The 17,789-nt window shown below is 30.1% G+C and carries 16 protein-coding genes and 2 pseudogenes; 1 reads left to right on the forward strand and 17 read right to left on the reverse strand.

Annotated elements, in window-relative coordinates:
* Positions 1-22 precede the first annotated feature (22 nt).
* Complete coding sequence (locus KQI30_RS00760) at positions 23-217, forward strand: DUF378 domain-containing protein (RefSeq protein WP_216461278.1); 195 nt, start codon at positions 23-25, stop codon at positions 215-217.
* A 52-nt stretch (positions 218-269) separates the two neighbouring features.
* Here the strand turns inward: KQI30_RS00760 and KQI30_RS00765 are convergent, their stop codons facing one another.
* The 17 genes and pseudogenes from KQI30_RS00765 to rbfA all read right to left on the reverse strand — a co-directional run bounded on the left by KQI30_RS00765 (position 270) and on the right by rbfA (position 17,777).
* A complete protein-coding gene (locus KQI30_RS00765; protein ID WP_216461253.1) occupies positions 270-530 on the reverse strand; it encodes an HPr family phosphocarrier protein in 261 nt (86 codons plus the stop codon).
* A gap of 67 nt (positions 531-597) precedes the next feature.
* Positions 598-1,788, reverse strand: a complete 1,191-nt coding sequence (locus tag KQI30_RS00770) for a pyridoxal phosphate-dependent aminotransferase (protein ID WP_216461254.1) — start codon at positions 1,786-1,788, stop codon at positions 598-600.
* Positions 1,789-1,860: 72 nt separating this feature from the next.
* Entirely contained in the window at positions 1,861-2,121 is a 261-nt protein-coding gene (locus KQI30_RS00775) for a stage V sporulation protein S (RefSeq protein WP_044038292.1), read from the reverse strand.
* Between the two features lie 148 nt (positions 2,122-2,269).
* Positions 2,270-3,817 (reverse strand): ribonuclease Y, encoded by a 1,548-nt coding sequence (gene rny, locus KQI30_RS00780; RefSeq protein WP_216461255.1) that lies wholly within the window; start codon positions 3,815-3,817, stop codon positions 2,270-2,272.
* A 356-nt stretch (positions 3,818-4,173) separates the two neighbouring features.
* Positions 4,174-5,199, reverse strand: coding sequence for a recombinase RecA (gene recA, locus KQI30_RS00785; protein ID WP_216461256.1), 1,026 nt, complete (start codon positions 5,197-5,199; stop codon positions 4,174-4,176).
* A gap of 145 nt (positions 5,200-5,344) precedes the next feature.
* Entirely contained in the window at positions 5,345-5,890 is a 546-nt protein-coding gene (pgsA, locus tag KQI30_RS00790) for a CDP-diacylglycerol--glycerol-3-phosphate 3-phosphatidyltransferase (protein ID WP_216461257.1), read from the reverse strand.
* Complete coding sequence (rimO, locus tag KQI30_RS00795) at positions 5,877-7,211, reverse strand: 30S ribosomal protein S12 methylthiotransferase RimO (RefSeq protein ID WP_216461258.1); 1,335 nt, start codon at positions 7,209-7,211, stop codon at positions 5,877-5,879. Before rimO ends, pgsA begins: the two co-directional genes overlap by 14 nt.
* Before the next feature lie 144 nt (positions 7,212-7,355).
* Positions 7,356-8,816 (reverse strand): annotated as a pseudogene (locus tag KQI30_RS00800) (DNA translocase FtsK); the annotation flags it as partial.
* Between the two features lie 219 nt (positions 8,817-9,035).
* Positions 9,036-9,554 (reverse strand): annotated as a pseudogene (locus tag KQI30_RS17665) (DNA translocase FtsK 4TM domain-containing protein); the annotation flags it as partial.
* Between the two features lie 459 nt (positions 9,555-10,013).
* Positions 10,014-10,715 carry a ClpP family protease gene (locus KQI30_RS00805; protein ID WP_216461260.1) on the reverse strand — a complete coding sequence of 234 codons (702 nt, stop codon included), beginning with the start codon at positions 10,713-10,715 and terminating at the stop codon, positions 10,014-10,016.
* A 51-nt stretch (positions 10,716-10,766) separates the two neighbouring features.
* Positions 10,767-11,966: an aspartate kinase gene (gene dapG, locus KQI30_RS00810; RefSeq protein WP_216461261.1), complete on the reverse strand. Its 1,200-nt coding sequence runs from the start codon at positions 11,964-11,966 to the stop codon at positions 10,767-10,769.
* A gap of 112 nt (positions 11,967-12,078) precedes the next feature.
* On the reverse strand, positions 12,079-14,196 hold the full coding sequence (locus KQI30_RS00815; protein WP_216461262.1) for a polyribonucleotide nucleotidyltransferase: 2,118 nt from the start codon (positions 14,194-14,196) through the stop codon (positions 12,079-12,081).
* 84 nt (positions 14,197-14,280) lie between these two features.
* Entirely contained in the window at positions 14,281-14,544 is a 264-nt protein-coding gene (gene rpsO, locus KQI30_RS00820; RefSeq protein ID WP_216461263.1) for a 30S ribosomal protein S15, read from the reverse strand.
* Positions 14,545-14,665: 121 nt separating this feature from the next.
* Entirely contained in the window at positions 14,666-15,586 is a 921-nt protein-coding gene (locus tag KQI30_RS00825; RefSeq protein WP_216461264.1) for a bifunctional riboflavin kinase/FAD synthetase, read from the reverse strand.
* Between the two features lie 13 nt (positions 15,587-15,599).
* Positions 15,600-16,466, reverse strand: a complete 867-nt coding sequence (gene truB, locus KQI30_RS00830) for a tRNA pseudouridine(55) synthase TruB (protein WP_216461279.1) — start codon at positions 16,464-16,466, stop codon at positions 15,600-15,602.
* Positions 16,466-17,422 carry a DHH family phosphoesterase gene (locus tag KQI30_RS00835; protein WP_216461265.1) on the reverse strand — a complete coding sequence of 319 codons (957 nt, stop codon included), beginning with the start codon at positions 17,420-17,422 and terminating at the stop codon, positions 16,466-16,468. Before KQI30_RS00835 ends, truB begins: the two co-directional genes overlap by 1 nt.
* Entirely contained in the window at positions 17,415-17,777 is a 363-nt protein-coding gene (gene rbfA, locus KQI30_RS00840) for a 30S ribosome-binding factor RbfA (protein ID WP_216461266.1), read from the reverse strand. The genes KQI30_RS00835 and rbfA overlap by 8 nt, the downstream gene beginning before the upstream one ends.
* Between the last annotated feature and the right edge of the window lie 12 nt (positions 17,778-17,789).

A 17,789-nucleotide genomic window follows, 5' to 3' on the forward strand; every position in this document is an offset into this window, starting at 1 on the left:
ATTGTTTAAATTATCTACCTATATGAAAATTGCTATTTTCTTTGTACTTATAGGCTCTATCAACTGGGGCATCATAGGCATTATAAATATTGATATCCTTGCTACAATTTTTGGTGTATACTCTTATATTTCTAGAATAATATATATTCTTATAGGTTTAAGCGGAATCTATATTTCCTACTTTATCTTAAATTACATATTTCAAAAGAAATCATGAAAAAGGAGCCGCAAGCACAAATAATTGTGCAACGGCCCCTATGTTTTGAAGATTATTCTTCGATTGATTCTATTAATTTAGCTACTGCTTCAGCTGCTGCAGCTTCATCATCTCCGCTAGCTGAAACTTTAATGTTAGCTCCGCTAGTTACTGCTAATGATAAAACTCCAATTAAGCTCTTAGCATTTGCTTTTTTACCATTGAATTCTAAGCTTACATCTGATTTAAATCCTGATGCTTCCTTTACTAATAATGTAGCTGGTCTTGCATGTAATCCTGTTGCGCTTTTTACAGTTACTTCTTTAACTACCATTTTTTCTCCCACCTTTATCATAGTATCTTTAAATATCTACTTTAGTTTATCATATTGCCTCTAGATTTTAAAGACTTTTTATAAATTTTTCGATTCTTCTTATACCTTCTTCTATATTTTCCATAGAAGTTGCATATGAAAGTCTTATATAATTATCATTTCCAAATGCTATTCCTGGTATAACCGCAACCTTTTCTTTATCTAATATAGCTTTTGAAAAGTCCATAGAACCTTTTATTACTTTACCATTATATTCTTTTCCAAATATTTTACTTATGTCTACCATTACATAAAAAGCTCCATTTGGATGTAATGTTTCTAACAAATCAATATTGTTTATTGATTCTACCATGTAATTTTTTCTTCTTTCAAATTCTTTTACCATAAGTTTTATCTCATCATCTTTACCTTCTAATGCTGCTAATGCTGCATATTGCGCTATAGCGTTTGCATTAGATGTAGTATGACTTTGTATATTCACCATTAACTTATTTATTTCTCTAGGTGCTGCTGAATATCCTATTCTCCATCCTGTCATTGCATAAGTTTTTGATACACCATTAATTACTATAGTTCTATTAAAAGCATCTTCACTTAAACTTGCAATGCTTATATGTTTTTTATTATCATATATCAATTTTTCATATATTTCATCTGATACAATAATCAAATCTTTCTTTTTTGCAAATTCAGCTATATCTCTTAACTCTTCTTCACTATAAACTGAACCTGTTGGATTATTAGGAGAATTTATTAAAATTGCTTTAGTTCTATCTGTACAATTTTCTTCTAATTCTTTTAAAGTAAACTTAAAAGAATTTTCCTTCTTAGTTTCAATAAAAACAGGTACTCCTCCATTTAACTTCACTAACTCTGGATAAGTAACCCAATATGGTATATTTATTAGGACTTCATCTCCGTCATTTAATATTGCTGCAAACACATTTGCTAATGACTGTTTAGCACCAGTAGAAACTAATATTTGATCTTCACTATATTCTAATCCATTATCTTTTTTAAATTTATTTACAATTGCCTTTTTTAATTCTGATATTCCTGATGTAGCTGTATATCTTGTATGATTATCATTTATAGCCTTTATCGCAGCCTCTTTAATATAATTTGGAGTATTAAAATCTGGTTCCCCAGCACCAAATGACACTACATCTATACCTTGTTTTTTCATTTCATTAGCCTTTGCTGTTATTTCTAATGTCAATGAGGCTGCTAATGCCTCAGCTTTTTTTGATAACTTCAATGCTATTACCCCCTCTTAATGTCTTTATTATAATAAAAGGACTTGTATTAAACAAGTCCCTTAGTAACATTTTTATCTTGGTTGAACTATAAGTTTTATTGCAGTTCTTTCTTCACCATCAATTTCAATATCTGTAAATGCAGGAATTACTACTAATTCAATTCCAGATGGTGCCATAAATCCTCTTGCTATTGCTACAGCTTTTATTGATTGATTAATTGCTCCTGCTCCTATCGCCTGTATTTCTGCCCCATTTTTCTCTCTAACGATTCCCGCTAAAGCCCCTGCTACTGAGTTTGGATTTGATTTTGCTGAAACTTTTAATACTTCCATAATTACCCTCCTAAAAATAAATTCAAAAAATAAATTCAAAATATACTATTATAAATAAACTGCGTATATATTACAATTCTACAAAAAATCTAAAATTCCTTCAAAAGATTTTTATTTAATCTCTTGAAGGAAATTTTTTTCTCATTTATTATTTTGCATATTCAATTGCTCTAGTTTCTCTTATAACATTTATCTTAATTTGACCAGGATATTCTAATTCATCTTCTATTTTCTTTACAATATCTCTAGCCATTTGAACTGATGATAAATCATCAACAACTTCTGGTTTAACCATAATTCTGACTTCTCTTCCAGCTTGAATAGCATATGACTTTTCTACACCCTCATATGAATTTGCTATTTCTTCTAAATGCTCAAGTCTCTTAATATATGCTTCTAAAGTTTCTCTTCTAGCTCCAGGTCTAGCTGCAGAAATTGCATCTGCCGCTTGAACAAGAATAGCTTCTATAGACTCTTGTTCCATATCTCCATGATGAGATCCAATAGCATTAACTATTATTGAAGATTCATGATACTTTTTAGCTAGTTCAGCTCCGATAACAGCATGTGGTCCTTCCACTTCGTGATCTACAGCCTTCCCTATATCATGCAACAGCCCAGCTCTTTTTGCTAAAGTAGGATCCATCCCTAATTCTGAAGCCATAAATCCTGCAAGATAAGCCACTTCTATAGAGTGTTTTAAAACGTTTTGACCATAAGAAGTTCTATACTTAAGTCTTCCTAAAACTTTTGTTATCTCTGGATGTAACCCATGAACTCCTGTTTCAAAAGATGCTTGTTCTCCTTCTTCTTTAATGTTGTTTTCAACCTCTTTCTTGGCTTTTTCCACCATCTCTTCAATTCTAGTTGGGTGAATTCTACCATCTAATATTAACTTTTCCAATGCAATTCTAGCTACTTCTCTCCTTATAGGATCAAATCCAGATAAAATTACCGCTTCTGGTGTATCGTCTATAATTAAATCTATACCAGTTAGCGTTTCAATAGCTCGAATATTTCTTCCTTCTCTACCAATAATTCTACCTTTCATCTCATCATTTGGAAGAGCAACTACATGAACTGTAGACTCAGCTACATGATCAGCTGCACATCTTTGAATAGCCATAGTAATAATTTCTCTTGCTCTTTTATCTGCTTCTTCCTTAGACTTTTGTTCAGCATCTTTTATAAGCATTGCTGACTCATGTTTTAATTCTTTTCTAAGTTTTCCAAGAATCTCTTCTTTTGCCTCATCACTAGTAAGACCTGATATTCTTTCTAATTCCTTTGATTGTTGTAGATATGTTTCTTCTACCTTCTCTTCTTTCTCAGCAACTTGAGATAACTTTTTCGCTAAAACATCCTCTTTTTTCTCTAAGCTTTCACTCTTTCTATCTAGAGATTCTTCCTTTTGAAGGTTTCTTCTTTCAAGTCTTTGAATTTCATTCCTTCTTTCTCTAAGTTCTCTATCTAAATCAGCTCTTAACTTATGAACTTCTTCTTTTGCACTTAAAATAGCTTCTTTTTTACTAGAATCTGCTTCTTTTAAAGCATCTTCAATAATCTTTTTTGCTTTTTCATCAGCATTGGATAACTTATCCATTGCTGTACTCTTTTTAATCTGAATGTCAATTAATATAGCGATACCAGCAATAACTATTGCTATTACTGCAAATACAACATATTTCATTTCCATTGCCGAACACCTCCTTGCTTATTTGTACAAATTTGAGAGCCGAAAAGGTGTCATATTTATTCATTTGGCAATAATACTTATATGATAAACCAGTATTTGTATTTAATTTTATATTAAATACAGTCTACTGTCAAGATTTAAGAAGTTTAACTATTAAAATATTTATTTATTTACTCAGAAAATAGGTGAATTTATACATTAAAGTAATTTCTATCATATTTCTTTATTGTATTTCGTTATATTTTGTATTTTTTTCTGTTACTTTTTATTATTTTTTCATAAATTACTTTTTTATACAATAAATTAAAGTAGAGTATTAACTCTACTTTAATTTTCAAATATATATTAAACTTTTATTATTCTTCTCCGTCGTCTTCAATAGCATTAGTTGCTAACGGTAAATTATATTTTCCTCTAATTTTGTTTTCAATCTCTAATGCTATTTCAGGATTTTCAGTTAAAAATACTTTTGAATTCTCTCTTCCTTGACCTAATCTAGTATCTCCATAAGAGAACCATGCACCACTTTTTTGTACAATTTCTTCTTTTACACCGATATCTAGTATATTACCTTCTCTTGAAATTCCTTCATTATACATAATATCAAATTCTGCTTGTTTAAATGGAGGTGCTACCTTATTCTTAACAACCTTAACTCTAGCTCTTGAACCTAAAACTTCATCACCTTGTTTTATAGTATCTATTTTTCTGATATCTAATCTAACAGAAGCATAGAATTTTAATGCTCTTCCTCCAGTAGTTGTTTCTGGATTTCCAAACATAACACCAACTTTTTCTCTTAATTGGTTAATGAATACTATTATACATTTAGATTTATTTATTGAACCTGTTAATTTTCTTAATGCTTGAGACATTAATCTAGCTTGTAGTCCTACATGAGAATCTCCCATTTCACCTTCAATTTCAGCCTTTGGTACTAATGCTGCAACAGAGTCCACTATTATAATATCAATAGCTCCAGATCTAACTAAAGCTTCTGTTATTTCTAAAGCTTGTTCTCCGGTATCTGGTTGTGAAACTATAAGACTTTCTGTATCTACTCCTAATTTTCTTGCATAAGAAGGATCTAAAGCATGTTCTGCATCAATAAATGCTGCTGCTCCTCCTGCTTTTTGTGCTTCTGCTACCATATGCAAAGCTACGGTAGTTTTACCTGATGATTCTGGTCCATATATTTCTATTATTCTTCCTTTTGGTACTCCACCGATTCCTAATGCAAGATCTAAAGAAAGACATCCTGTAGATATGCAATCTACATCTAATGTTGAATTTTCTCCTAGTGTCATTACTGAACCTTTACCAAATTGTTTTTCTATCTGAGACATCGCTACTTGTATTGCTTGTAATTTATCATTATTCATAAGCCCTTTTCAGGTCACTCTCCTTTCAAGAACATTTGTTCTATTTGATTATATATCATTTAACTATTTCAGTCAATAATATAGATAAAAGTTCCTATTTTAAGGAACCTTTATTCATATTTTATCCATTTTATTTTATTTTTAATCACATACTACCCTTGAAAACGCCAGAGTTTTTCCAGAAATACTCAACCCCTGATATTATTGTCATAATTACAGCAGCAAACATAGCTACATTACAAAATACTCCTAGAGAGCTATTTTGCACCCCTAATTGTATCAATGATGCTATAAGTGCAATCATTTGAAGTACTGTTTTTGTTTTTCCAAGTTTATTTGCAGCAATAACTATCCCTTCCGATGCAGCTACAGTTCTTAAACCTGTAACAGCAAATTCTCTAGCTATTATTATAACTGCTGCCCACGAAGACAATCCTCCTACTTGGACTAAAGCAACTAATGCAGAACTTACTAGCAATTTATCAGCTAAAGGATCCATAAATTTACCAAAGTTTGTTACTTGATTTCTACTTCTTGCTATGTATCCATCTAATTGATCTGTTATTGATGCTATAATAAAAATTCCTGTAGCTATAAAACTACCATATGGTATATTTTCACTAGCAATAAACACCATAAAGATTGGTACTAAAATTACTCTTAGCACCGTTAACTTATTAGCTAAATTCATTTCGCACAACTCCTATTAAATCATATTCTTCTGTATCAACAATCTCTACCTCATAAAATCTTCCTTTGGTTAATATTGTATCACATTTAATTAAAATTGCACCATCAATATCTGGCGCCATGGCATAATTTCTTCCTATAGCTATATTGCTTTCGATATTTTCTACTAAAACTTTATACTTCTTGCCTATTTTACTCTTATTTTTATTAAAGAAAATCTTACTTTGTAATGTCATTATTATTCTCTTTCTCTTTTCTTTAATATCCTCATCTACTTGATTATCTAATTCTGCTGCTACAGTATCTTCTTCTTTTGAATAAGTAAATACACCTAAATTATCGATTTTATATTCTTTTACAAAATCAACCAATTCATTAAAATCTTCTTCTGTTTCTCCAGGGAAACCTACTATTAAAGATGTTCTAAGAGCAATATCAGGTACTCTTCTTCTTAATTCATCAATCTTAGCTGTTATTGTTTCCTTTTTAGTTCTTCTTCTCATAGCTTTTAATATATTATTACTAATATGTTGTATAGGTATATCTAAATATTTTACAACCTTAGGATTATTAGCTATTTCATAGATTAATCCATCATATAATTCTTCTGGATAGCAATATAATACTCTTATCCATTCAATACCTTCAATTTTAGATATTTCTTGTAATAAAACATGTAATCTTTTTTCATTATAAATATCAGTTCCATATCTTGTAGTGTCTTGTGCTACTAATATTAATTCTTTTACACCTTGCATAGCTAAATCTTTAGCTTCTTTTAAAACACTTTCAATAGTTCTACTTCTATACTTTCCTCTTATCTTAGGTATAATGCAATATGTACAAGCATTATTACATCCTTCTGCTATTCTAATATAAGCGCTGGCTGTACCAGTGGTTAATATTCTCTTACCTTCATTTATACCAGTATCACTATATTCAACTTCATAGTTAAGTTCCTTATTATTTAACTTACTTTCTAAAAGTTTTAGTAAATCGCCATAACCATTTACCCCTAATATAAAGTCTAATTCCGGCATAAGTTCTAATAGCTCTTTTCCATATCTTTGAGTTAAACATCCTGTAGCTACTAACACCTTACAATTATATTTAGTTTTATATTCACTCATCTCAAGAATCGTATCAATTGATTCTTGCTTTGAAGATTCTATAAATCCACAAGTATTTACTATTATTATATCGGCTTTTTTTGGTTCATTAGTAATTTCATAATTTTCACTTAAGTTTCCTAATACTATCTCTGAATCTATTCTATTCTTATCACAACCAAGACTAACTAATCCTACTTTATACTTCTTCACTTTATTTCCTCCTAGGTCAAAACTCTTATTATATTTTAAATTACGATTATATCATTTACAAGAAATTTATTGTGTTTTATCTATATTCTTTACCAAAATAATTATTTTATCATTAATATATATATAGAACTTATTCCTATTTTTCTACTGTTCTTCTGTACCTCTTTTTAATACTGTTCTTGGTTTACTTCCATCTTTTCCTGATATTATTCCTTTTTCCTCCATAGAGTCTATCATCCTTGCAGCTCTATTATATCCTACTCTCATTCGTCTTTGTAACATTGATGCAGATGCTTGTCCTTCTTCCGTTACAATTTTTATAGCTTCTCCTAAAAGTTCATCATCTTCACTACTATCAGTAGAAGTTCCTTTTGTATGTGCACTATTTATAGCTTCAATAATTTCTTCTTTATAATCAACACTCTCTCCTTGAGACTTAATATATCCAACAACTTTTTCAACTTCTTCCTCTGTTATAAATGCGCCTTGAACTCTTATAGGTTTTGATTCACCTACTGGATAATATAACATATCACCTTTACCTAATAACTTTTCTGCTCCTGATGAGTCTAATATTGTTCTAGAATCTATTTGCGATGATACTGCAAAAGATATTCTTGATGGTATATTAGCTTTAATAACACCAGTTATTACATCTACAGATGGTCTTTGAGTTGCTATAACTAAATGCATTCCTGCTGCTCTCGCCATTTGCGCAAGTCTTGCTATATAATCCTCAACATCTCCTGGACAAACCATCATAAGATCTGCCAACTCATCAATGATTATAACTATCCATTGCATTTTATTTTCTACTTTGCCTTTTTCATATAGTTCATTATATCCCTCTATATTTCTTACACCAGTTTCAGCAAATATATTATATCTCTTTGTCATCTCATTTACTGCCCAATTTAATGCTCCAGCAGCTTTCTTAGGATTTGTAACTACCGGTATTAACAAATGCGGAATTCCATTGTATATATTTAATTCTACAACTTTTGGATCTACCATAAGAAGTTTAACATCATTAGGTGAATATTTATATAAAATAGATATTATAAGAGTATTAATACATACTGATTTTCCTGATCCAGTAGCACCAGCAATAAGTAAATGTGGCATTTTAGTAAGATCTGCTACAACACAATTTCCACTTATATCTTTTCCTAAAGCGAAAGCTAATTTACTTTTACTATTTTTAAATACATCTGAATCTAATACTTCTCTTAAAAATACTGCTGATGTTACTTGATTTGGTATCTCAATTCCCACAGCAGACTTTCCTGGTATCGGAGCTTCTATTCTTACCCCTTTTGCAGCTAGATTTAGAGCTATATCATCACTAAGATTTATTATCTTAGATACCTTTACTCCAGCACTAGGTTGTAACTCATATCTTGTTACCGAAGGACCTTTTGAAACTTCTATAACTTTAGCATTTACTCCAAAACTCTTAAGAGTCTCTTCCAATTTTGCTGCACTATCAAGCAACTCTTTTTTATCATGCTTGTTCATTTTTACAGCAGCATTTTCTTTTAAAAAATTAGTATCAGGAAGCTTGTACTCTTCTTCAAGATAATTATTTATTTTAGTTTCTAATTCAACTGTAATATCTTCTGCTGATTCTTCACTGTCCTTTGAACCCTTAGAACTTTCCTCACCTTTAGACTCCTCGAAATTTTTTATCTTTATCCTATCAGTTTTATCTATACTATTGTTATTATTTTTAACTTCTTTATCTTTAACAATTTCTTTTTCTTCTTCTACCCATTTCTCACTTCTCTCAGGCTTTTTAGAAATTATATAACCTAATACTTCTTTTATGCTTGTATCAAACATAACAAGATAAGAAATGAAATATAATAATATTAAAAGTATGTAACTACCTACCTCACCGATAAATGATCTAATTGGTGTCATTAGAGTATACGCTATCATTCCTCCATGAAAAAAAGATGTAGTACTAATAAAAGCTCTTATTCCTCCAGCTCTATAAAAACTTTCATAGCTTATATCTGCAAATAATAATAGTGTAGTTGCAAAAAACATCATAAGTCCAATAAATCTTTTTGTAAAAACAACTCTTCCTTTACTTTTAATATATGTATACCCTATAATGGATAACAAAAAAGGTAATACGAATATCCCCAGCCCAAATAAAGACCTAGTTATATTCATCGATACCCTTCCAAGGAAACCTGTAAAACTAGTATTTATGTATGTAACAAGTAAAAATATACCTACTGCTATTAGTGTAATTCCTAGTATGTCACTGTTTATCTTTTTCTGTTGCTGTTTCTTCTTTTTACTATTTTTACTCTGAACTTTTTTCTTTGACATATCATCACCCCATTTTATAATTTTACACTATAAGTGAATTACTGTGAACTACTCTCCACTTATAAAATTTAAAGCTTCGGGAGTACCAATAACCAATAACTTCTACATCAAGAATATTCTTTTTAAAGACGATTCCTTATAATGAAATATTCCATATTTTAATCATGAATTTCTCATTATATCCTATTCTATTTTTTCCACTATCGTCAAGTAGCAGCGCTTACTTTAAAGGTTAAAAAACTCCTCTACTATATCCCCGAAAATAAAATACTTAAAATTCAATAAAAAGCTTTATACTTAACTATTCTATACTCTTACTTCTGAACATTACATCATCATAATTGTTATTTACGATTATTTCTATATCAAATGTTACTAATTTAAAAAAACAGGTATATTATATACTGAAAACTTAACCATCTATAATACACCCCCATACCCATACCTTGTAAAAGTTCTCTATTTTTCCTTATCATCCTTCATATCAATTAAACTTTCTAGTTTATTTAAAGCATCATTTATTCCACCAACCTGATCTATTAATCCTAACTCTACCGCTTGTTCTCCTATAAGTATAGTTCCCATATCATTTAGTAATTCATCTGTTTGCATCATAAGTTTTTTCAAAGTATCTTTATCCATTTTTGATGTTCGTACAATAAAATCTGATATTCTTTCTTGCATTTTATTAAAATATTCAAAAGTTTGAGGTGCTCCTATTACAAGTCCATTCATTCTAACAGGATGTATAATCATAGTAGCTGAAGGAGAAATAAATGAATAGTTAGCTGCTGTTGCTAAAGGAACTCCAATTGAATGACTTCCCCCTATTACAAGAGATACTGTAGGTTTGCTTATACTTCTTATCATTTCTGCTATAGCAAGACCTGCTTCCACATCTCCTCCAACAGTATTTAATATAATAAAGACTCCTTCAATTTTATCATTAGTTTCTATAGATACTAATTGTGGTATACAATGTTCATACTTTGTACTTTTAGTTTGTGGTGGCAATACATTATGTCCTTCAACTTGACCAATAATAGTAATAAGAGCTATTCTATCTGACATTGAAGGTATTTTATCTGTACCATACTCTTTTACACTTTCTTCTGTCTTTTTTTCCTCAGCTAACTGAAGCTCTTTTTCTTTTTCATCCATAAACAAAAACCTCCTAAAGGTATTATTCCAACCTTAAGAGGTTTTATACAATTAAAATTCTTCTCTATCTAAATTAAATTCTCTATGAAGACAATTAATAGCTTTAATTAAATCACAATCTCTTACAAGACACCAAATAGTCATATGAGAATCTGCAGTCTGTAATACTTCAACTTCATTATCGGAAAGAATAGCAATTATTTTTGCCATTACTCCCGGCACTCCTCTCATTCTACTTCCAATAATAGAAATCTTAGAACAAGATGCTACTATATTATACTCAAGATTTTCATTTTCTAAAATCTCTTCAATCTTTTTCTGATCCTTCATATCTATAGTAAATATACTTCTTGAAGGAAAAATATTTATAAGATCTAATGAAATATTATTTGCAGCTATCTCGTTAAATAGCTTATCCCAATGACCACTACTATCTTCTACCGTTACTTGAATTCTATCTTTCATATGAGTTATTCCAGATATAATACCTTTTTTACTCTCATCTACTGTAGCTTTTATAACCGTTCCCTTACATTCTACAAGAGTATTCTTTATTATAAGAGGTATTCCTGCTTTCATAGCTACTTCTACAGCCCTAGGATGTATAACCTTGGCCCCTTGTTCAGCTAACTGAAACACCTCATTATATGAAATTTCATCAATTAAAGATGCTTTTTTAACAATTCTAGGATCTGCAGTCATTATACCATCAACATCTGTATATATTTCTACTTTTTCCGCTTTTAGGGCTGCCCCTATTATTGCAGCAGAAGTATCACTTCCACCTCTACCTAAAGTAGTAAAATATCCTTCCTTTGTTGCCCCTTGGAATCCAGCAATTACAGGAATCTTTCCATTTTCTAATTGTTCTAAAATAAGTTTAGTGTCTACTTCTAAAACTCTACTATCATTAAATTTGTCAGTAGTTAATAAACCTGCTTGTCCTCCTGTTAATGGAATAGCTTCTATTCCTTCTTCTAACAAATCATTACTCATTACTACTGTTGATATTATTTCACCTGTACACATTAATAAATCTGTAGCTAATTTATTTTCTTCTTTAAATCCTTCAGTTACTAATGATAATAAAGTATCTGTAGCATACGGTTCACCTTTTCTTCCCATTGCAGAAACTACTACTACCGGTGAAAATCCTTCTTTTATAGCTTCTTTGATGTTTTTTATAACACTCTTTCGTCTCTCTTTTGTGGAAACAGATGTACCACCAAACTTCTGTACAACAATTTTCATACTCATGCCATCCTCTTCTATATCGAAATTACTTTATAATTGTATAATATGATATTACACGAAATTACTATACTTTTCTATACAAAAAAATAAAAAGGCTTTCGCCCTTTTACTACTTATTATCTTCTTGATTCTTTTCATTATCTGAATCTGCAAGTGCATCTTTTCTTGAAAGATTAATTCTTCCTTGACTATCTATTTCTGTTACTTTAACTAATATTTCATCATCCACAGAAACGACATCTTCAACTTTGTTTACCCTATTAACATCTAACTTAGAAATATGTACTAAGCCTTCTTTTCCAGGTAATATTTCTACAAAAGCACCGAAAGTAGTGATCTTTATAACTTTACCTAAGTAAATTTCACCAACTTCTACATCTCTTGTTAAGTCATCAATCATCTTATAAGCTTTATTAGCTCCTTCTGCTTCTGGTGAAGTAATAAATACTTTTCCATCTTCTTTAATATCTATCTTTACACCTGTATCAGCAATAATCTTATTAATAACTTTTCCACCTGGTCCTATAACATCTCTTATCTTTTCAGGATCTATGCTCATAGTAAGAGTTCTAGGTGCATATTTTGAAAGTTCTTTACGTGGTTCAGGTATACATTCTCTAATTTTATCTAATATGAATAATCTAGCTTTTCTTGCATCAGTAATAGCTGTTCTTATTACATATGGTGATAAACCAGCAATCTTAGTATCAACTTGGATTGATGTAATACCTTTTTCAGTACCTGCAACCTTAAAGTCCATGTCTCCAAAGAAATCTTCTATACCTTGAATATCAGTTAAAACTTCTTCATCAGTTAAATCTTCATTTGTAATAAGTCCCATAGCAATACCTGCTGCTGGTCTCTTGATAGGTACTCCAGCATCTAATAATGCTAATGTACTACCACAAACTGAAGCTTGAGAAGTTGATCCATTTGAACTTAATACTTCTGAAACTAGTCTTATAGTATATGGGAATTCTTCTTCACTAGGTATTAATGGTGCTAATGCTTTTTCTGCTAAAGCTCCATGACCTATTTCTCTTCTTCCTGGTCCTCTAAGTGGTCTAACTTCACCAACTGAGTATGCTGGGAAATTATAATGATGCATATATCTCTTAGATTCTTCTTCTCCAAGTCCATCAATAACTTGAACATCTCCAATAGCACCTAATGTTGCTACTGTCATAACTTGAGTTAATCCTCTATTAAATAAACCAGTTCCGTGTGTTCTAGGTAATAATCCAACTTCACAAGAAATTTTTCTTATTTCATCAAACGCTCTTCCGTCTGGTCTTCTTTTATCTACAAGCATCATGTGACGTACTATTTTCTTTTGAGTGTTATAAATAACTTCACCAATATCCGCTATATTATCTGGATATTTTTCGTTAAACTCTTCAGCTATTTTAGCTTTAATTTCTTCTAGCTTAGCATTTCTTTCATCTCTATCTGTTATGTACATAGCTTCTTTAAGCATATCAAAAGAAAAATCTACTACTTCTTTTTCAAGATCTTCATCAACTTTATAAAGTTTAGGAACATCTTTTTCTTTTCCAAACTTTTGCATAGCTTCTTCTTGGAAATCTATTATTTTTTGTGCTTCTTTAAATCCATAATCAATAGCGCTGATCATAGTTTCTTCATCAATTTCATTACCACCAGCTTCTATCATCATAACTCTTTCTCTAGTAGCACATACTGTTAAGTCAAGAATACTTTCTTTTCTTTCTTCAGCCTTAGGATTTAAAATGAATTTTCCATCTATTAACCCTACTGATACTGTACCTACTGGTGTAGTAAAAGGTATGCTTGATAAGCATAGTGTAAGAGAAGCAGCATTCATTGCTAATATATTAGGTGCATTATCTTGTTCTACTGATAAAACCGTACATACTACTTGAACATCATTTCTATATCCTTTTGGAAATAATGGTCTTATAGGTCTATCAATAGCTCTAGCATTTAAAATAGATCTTTCTGAAGGTCTTCCTTCTCTTTTTATAAATCCACCTGGTATCTTACCTACTGAATAGAATCTTTCTTCATACTCTATAGATAATGGAAAAAAGTCAATCCCGTCTCTTGGTTCCTCTGATGCATTAGCATTTACCATAATCACAGTGTCACCGTAACTAACCATTGTTGCAGCATTAGAAAGCATACCAATTTTTCCAAATTCAACTTTCATTTTTCTTCCTGCGATTTCAGTTTCTAATATGTGATTCATATTTACCCTCCTTCCAAAGGAACAATTTAGTATTTTTTGATATTTTTTAAAATAATAGAGCGGATTTCACCGCTCTTATTATAATTACTTTCTTAAGTTTAAAGCTTTAATGATAGCTCTGTATCTTTCGATATCAACTTCCATTAAGTAGTTTAATAAACCTCTTCTTTGACCAACCATCTTTAAAAGACCTCTTCTTGAGTGGTGATCTTTTTTATGAGTTTTTAAATGATCATTTAAGTGGTTTATTCTTTCAGTTAATAAAGCTATTTGAACTTCTGGACATCCAGTGTCTCCTTCATGTTTTCCGTAAGCTTTTATTATCTCTTCTTTTCTTGCTTTATCCATTGTATAAAACACCTCCAAAATTTATCCCCTTACTCTGAAGGACAACGTCGGTTACTCGTATACCTTCGAATAGGTTCGTATTAATTATAGCAGAATAAAATATAGTTGTAAATTATATTTATCAGTATATTACTTCTTTATCTGCAAATTTATAGTCTAATTTTAATCTTTCTTTTAATTCATCTATAGAGTCAAATTTCTTTTCACTTCTTATTCTTTTAATAAAGTATAATTTTATCTTTTCGCCATATATTTCTTTATCAAAACCAAGAATATGTGTCTCCACAGTTAGATTATTACCATTTACCGTAGGATTATACCCTATATTAGTTATACCTTTGTAAATTTCTTTACCTACTTTTACCTTTGTAAAATATACTCCACCTTTAGGAATAATTTTTTCTTCATTTATGGTTATATTAGCAGTAGGAAATCCTATAGTTCTACCTATTTTCCTACCTTCAACAACAACACCTTCAATAGAATATGGTCTATCTAAGTAATTAATGATCTCTTCCACTTCTCCATTATCTAATTTATTTCTTATTAATGTAGATGATATCACTTCATTGTTATATGTAACTCCATCTATTACTATAACCTCAAAGCCATATTTACTACCTAACTGTTTTAATAAATTAGTGTCTCCAGTATTTTTATATCCAAATCTATTATTAAAACCTACAACAATACCTTTCATATTATAATGTTCTACTAATTTCTTAATAAAATCTTCCGGCATAATCTTCATATAATCTTTATCAAAAGTTGCAAAATTTACTATGTCTATTCCTAATTCCTCCAACATAGAAATCTTACTCTCTACCGTCATAATTTTTTTAGTATTACTTTTTTCTTTAATTATATCTCTAGGATGATTTTTAAAAGTATATACCATAGAAGTCATATTACACTTATCACTAAGTTCGTTTAATGTATTAATAATTTTTTTATGACCTTTATGTATACCATCAAAACTACCTAAAGCTATAAATGTAGGTTCTTTAAGATACTGAGAAAAGTTATCATACATAACTTTCATACTATAACCCCCTTTAGAGAAAAAGCTTCTCTATTTTAAACCCTATTGAATCCTTTATTCCTAACCCTATAAATGAATCTTCTACATAAACTCTATATAATATTCCCTCTTTTACATTTCCAATTAATTTTGGATTACCTATTTTCACTCCATTAACAAGAAGTTTTTCAGCTTCTTTGTTAAATCTTTTCTCAGGGTATTTTTTAAGGGAATCTTCTATTGATATAATTTTATCTTCTATTGATTTTTCGATTTCTTCAAGAGTATATGCATTGGAAATATTAAAAGCTTCTCCACTTTCAACCCTTTCCAAGCTAGTCATTATAGCTCCTGTTTTTAATCCTTCACCTATATCATCAATTAAAGTCCTAATATATGTTCCTTTTGAACATTTAACTTTAAATCTAACGTAAGGTATTTCAATACTTTCTATATCAATATCATATATAGTAATAGTTCTACCTTCTCTATGAACTTCTTTTCCTTCTCTTGCTAATTCATAAAGTCTTTTACCATTTACTTTAAGAGCAGAATACATTGGTGGAACTTGAACGATTTCTCCTATAAACTTTTTAAATTCGCTTCTTATATCATCTTCGCTACAATTTACAGGTCTCTCAGATAAAATCTTTCCTTCAATATCTAAAGTATCACTTTTTAATCCTAATTTCATTTCTGCTCTATAGACTTTATAATCACCCATTATATAGTCTACTAATTTAGTACCTTTACCAATACAAACAGGAAGTACCCCTGTTGCCATTGGATCTAATGTTCCAGTATGCCCTACCTTACCAGTTGCCGCTATTTTTTTTATTTTTCTTACTACATCAAAAGAAGTCATTCCTGACTCCTTATATACATTTATTACACCATTTATCATATTTTTAACTCTTCTTCTATAATTTTTAGTAACAGTTCTTCAGATTCATCAATAGACTTCATTATTCTTGCCCCTGATGCTCTTACGTGTCCACCACCACCAAAATTTTCTGCAACTTTTCTAACATCAACTATATTCTTAGATCTAAGAGATACTTTTGTACCCTCTTCACCTTCTTTCAGAAGAATCATTACATCTACTGATCCTATCTTCATTCCAATATTAACAATATCAGATGTATCTTTATCTTCAATACCAAAGTCTTCAAAATCTTTATCTCTGATTTTTATTACTCCAACTTTTCCATCTAAAGTTAGCTTCAATGATTCTATAGCTCTTCCCATAAACTTAACTCTATTAAATTCTTTGTTATCAAATATTTGTCTATGAATTTCTGAAAAATCTATACCTGTATCTAATAATTTTCCAGCTATATTATGAGTTCGACTTGTTGTATTGGAATGTCTGAAAGAACCGGTATCAGTAAGGATTGATGTATACATACATTTTGCCATATCTTTAGTTACTTCTATATTCATAGCTTCAAGAATTATAAATACTATTTCTCCCATACTAGAAGCCTTAGTATCTACATAATTTAAATCACCATACAAATCATTTGACATATGATGATCTATATTAATTAAAGTGTAATCTCTTTCACTTAATTCTGAATTTGTATTTACTCTTTCTAGATTACCACAATCTAAAACTATAAAAATATCAGTACCTTCTTTAACAACATCGCAACTGTTAATTATTTCATTAGAATATGGTAAAAATTTAAATGTCTTCGGCATATCTTCTTTGCATACTATATATACTTCTTTTCCAAGAGTTCTTAACCCTTGTAAAAAAGCCAGTGATGACCCTAATGAGTCACCATCTGGAGATGTATGAAAGCTCAAAGCAATTTTTGAGCTTTCATTTATTTTTTCTATAATTTTATTCATGGTTTTCCTTCTCCTTTATTTTTGAAAGTAACGAATCAATATGCAATGCTCTATTAATTGAGTTATCTAATTCAAAAATAAGTTCTGGAGTATTTCTAAGGTTTACTGCTGAGCTAACTTCTTTTCTAATAAATCCAGCAGATTTCTTTATAACCTTTAATGCTTCTATAGTTTCTTCTTCTGATCCAAAGATAGAAACAAATACCTTTGCATACTTAAGATCCTTAGTTACTTCTACCGCTGTGACAGAAATCATTAAATTCTTAAGTCTTGGATCCCACATCTTATTCATAATTATGTTAGAGATTTCTTTTTTCATCTCTTCATTAATTCTTCCGCCTCTATATTTTGCCATATTTTATCCCTC

It is taken from the genome of Clostridium bornimense, from assembly GCF_018917145.1.
GTDB lineage: Bacteria > Bacillota > Clostridia > Clostridiales > Clostridiaceae > Clostridium_AN > Clostridium_AN bornimense_A.

Excerpts from the sequence above, each read along its gene's own strand:
- KQI30_RS00765 (WP_216461253.1), bottom strand. The coding sequence starts at position 530 with ATGGTAGTTAAAGAAGTAACTGTAAAAAGCGCAACAGGATTACATGCA.
- KQI30_RS00825 (WP_216461264.1), bottom strand. The coding sequence starts at position 15,586 with ATGAAAGTTATGTATGATAACTTTTCTCAGTATCTTAAAGAACCTACA.
- rbfA (WP_216461266.1), bottom strand. The coding sequence starts at position 17,777 with ATGGCAAAATATAGAGGCGGAAGAATTAATGAAGAGATGAAAAAAGAA.
- rpsO (WP_216461263.1), bottom strand. The coding sequence starts at position 14,544 with ATGGATAAAGCAAGAAAAGAAGAGATAATAAAAGCTTACGGAAAACAT.
- pgsA (WP_216461257.1), bottom strand. The coding sequence starts at position 5,890 with ATGAATTTAGCTAATAAGTTAACGGTGCTAAGAGTAATTTTAGTACCA.
- KQI30_RS00775 (WP_044038292.1), bottom strand. The coding sequence starts at position 2,121 with ATGGAAGTATTAAAAGTTTCAGCAAAATCAAATCCAAACTCAGTAGCA.
- rny (WP_216461255.1), bottom strand. The coding sequence starts at position 3,817 with ATGGAAATGAAATATGTTGTATTTGCAGTAATAGCAATAGTTATTGCT.
- KQI30_RS00835 (WP_216461265.1), bottom strand. The coding sequence starts at position 17,422 with ATGAATAAAATTATAGAAAAAATAAATGAAAGCTCAAAAATTGCTTTG.
- KQI30_RS00760 (WP_216461278.1), top strand. The coding sequence starts at position 23 with ATGAAAATTGCTATTTTCTTTGTACTTATAGGCTCTATCAACTGGGGC.
- dapG (WP_216461261.1), bottom strand. The coding sequence starts at position 11,966 with ATGAAAATTGTTGTACAGAAGTTTGGTGGTACATCTGTTTCCACAAAA.
- recA (WP_216461256.1), bottom strand. The coding sequence starts at position 5,199 with ATGAATAATGATAAATTACAAGCAATACAAGTAGCGATGTCTCAGATA.
- KQI30_RS00805 (WP_216461260.1), bottom strand. The coding sequence starts at position 10,715 with ATGGATGAAAAAGAAAAAGAGCTTCAGTTAGCTGAGGAAAAAAAGACA.
- KQI30_RS00815 (WP_216461262.1), bottom strand. The coding sequence starts at position 14,196 with ATGAATCACATATTAGAAACTGAAATCGCAGGAAGAAAAATGAAAGTT.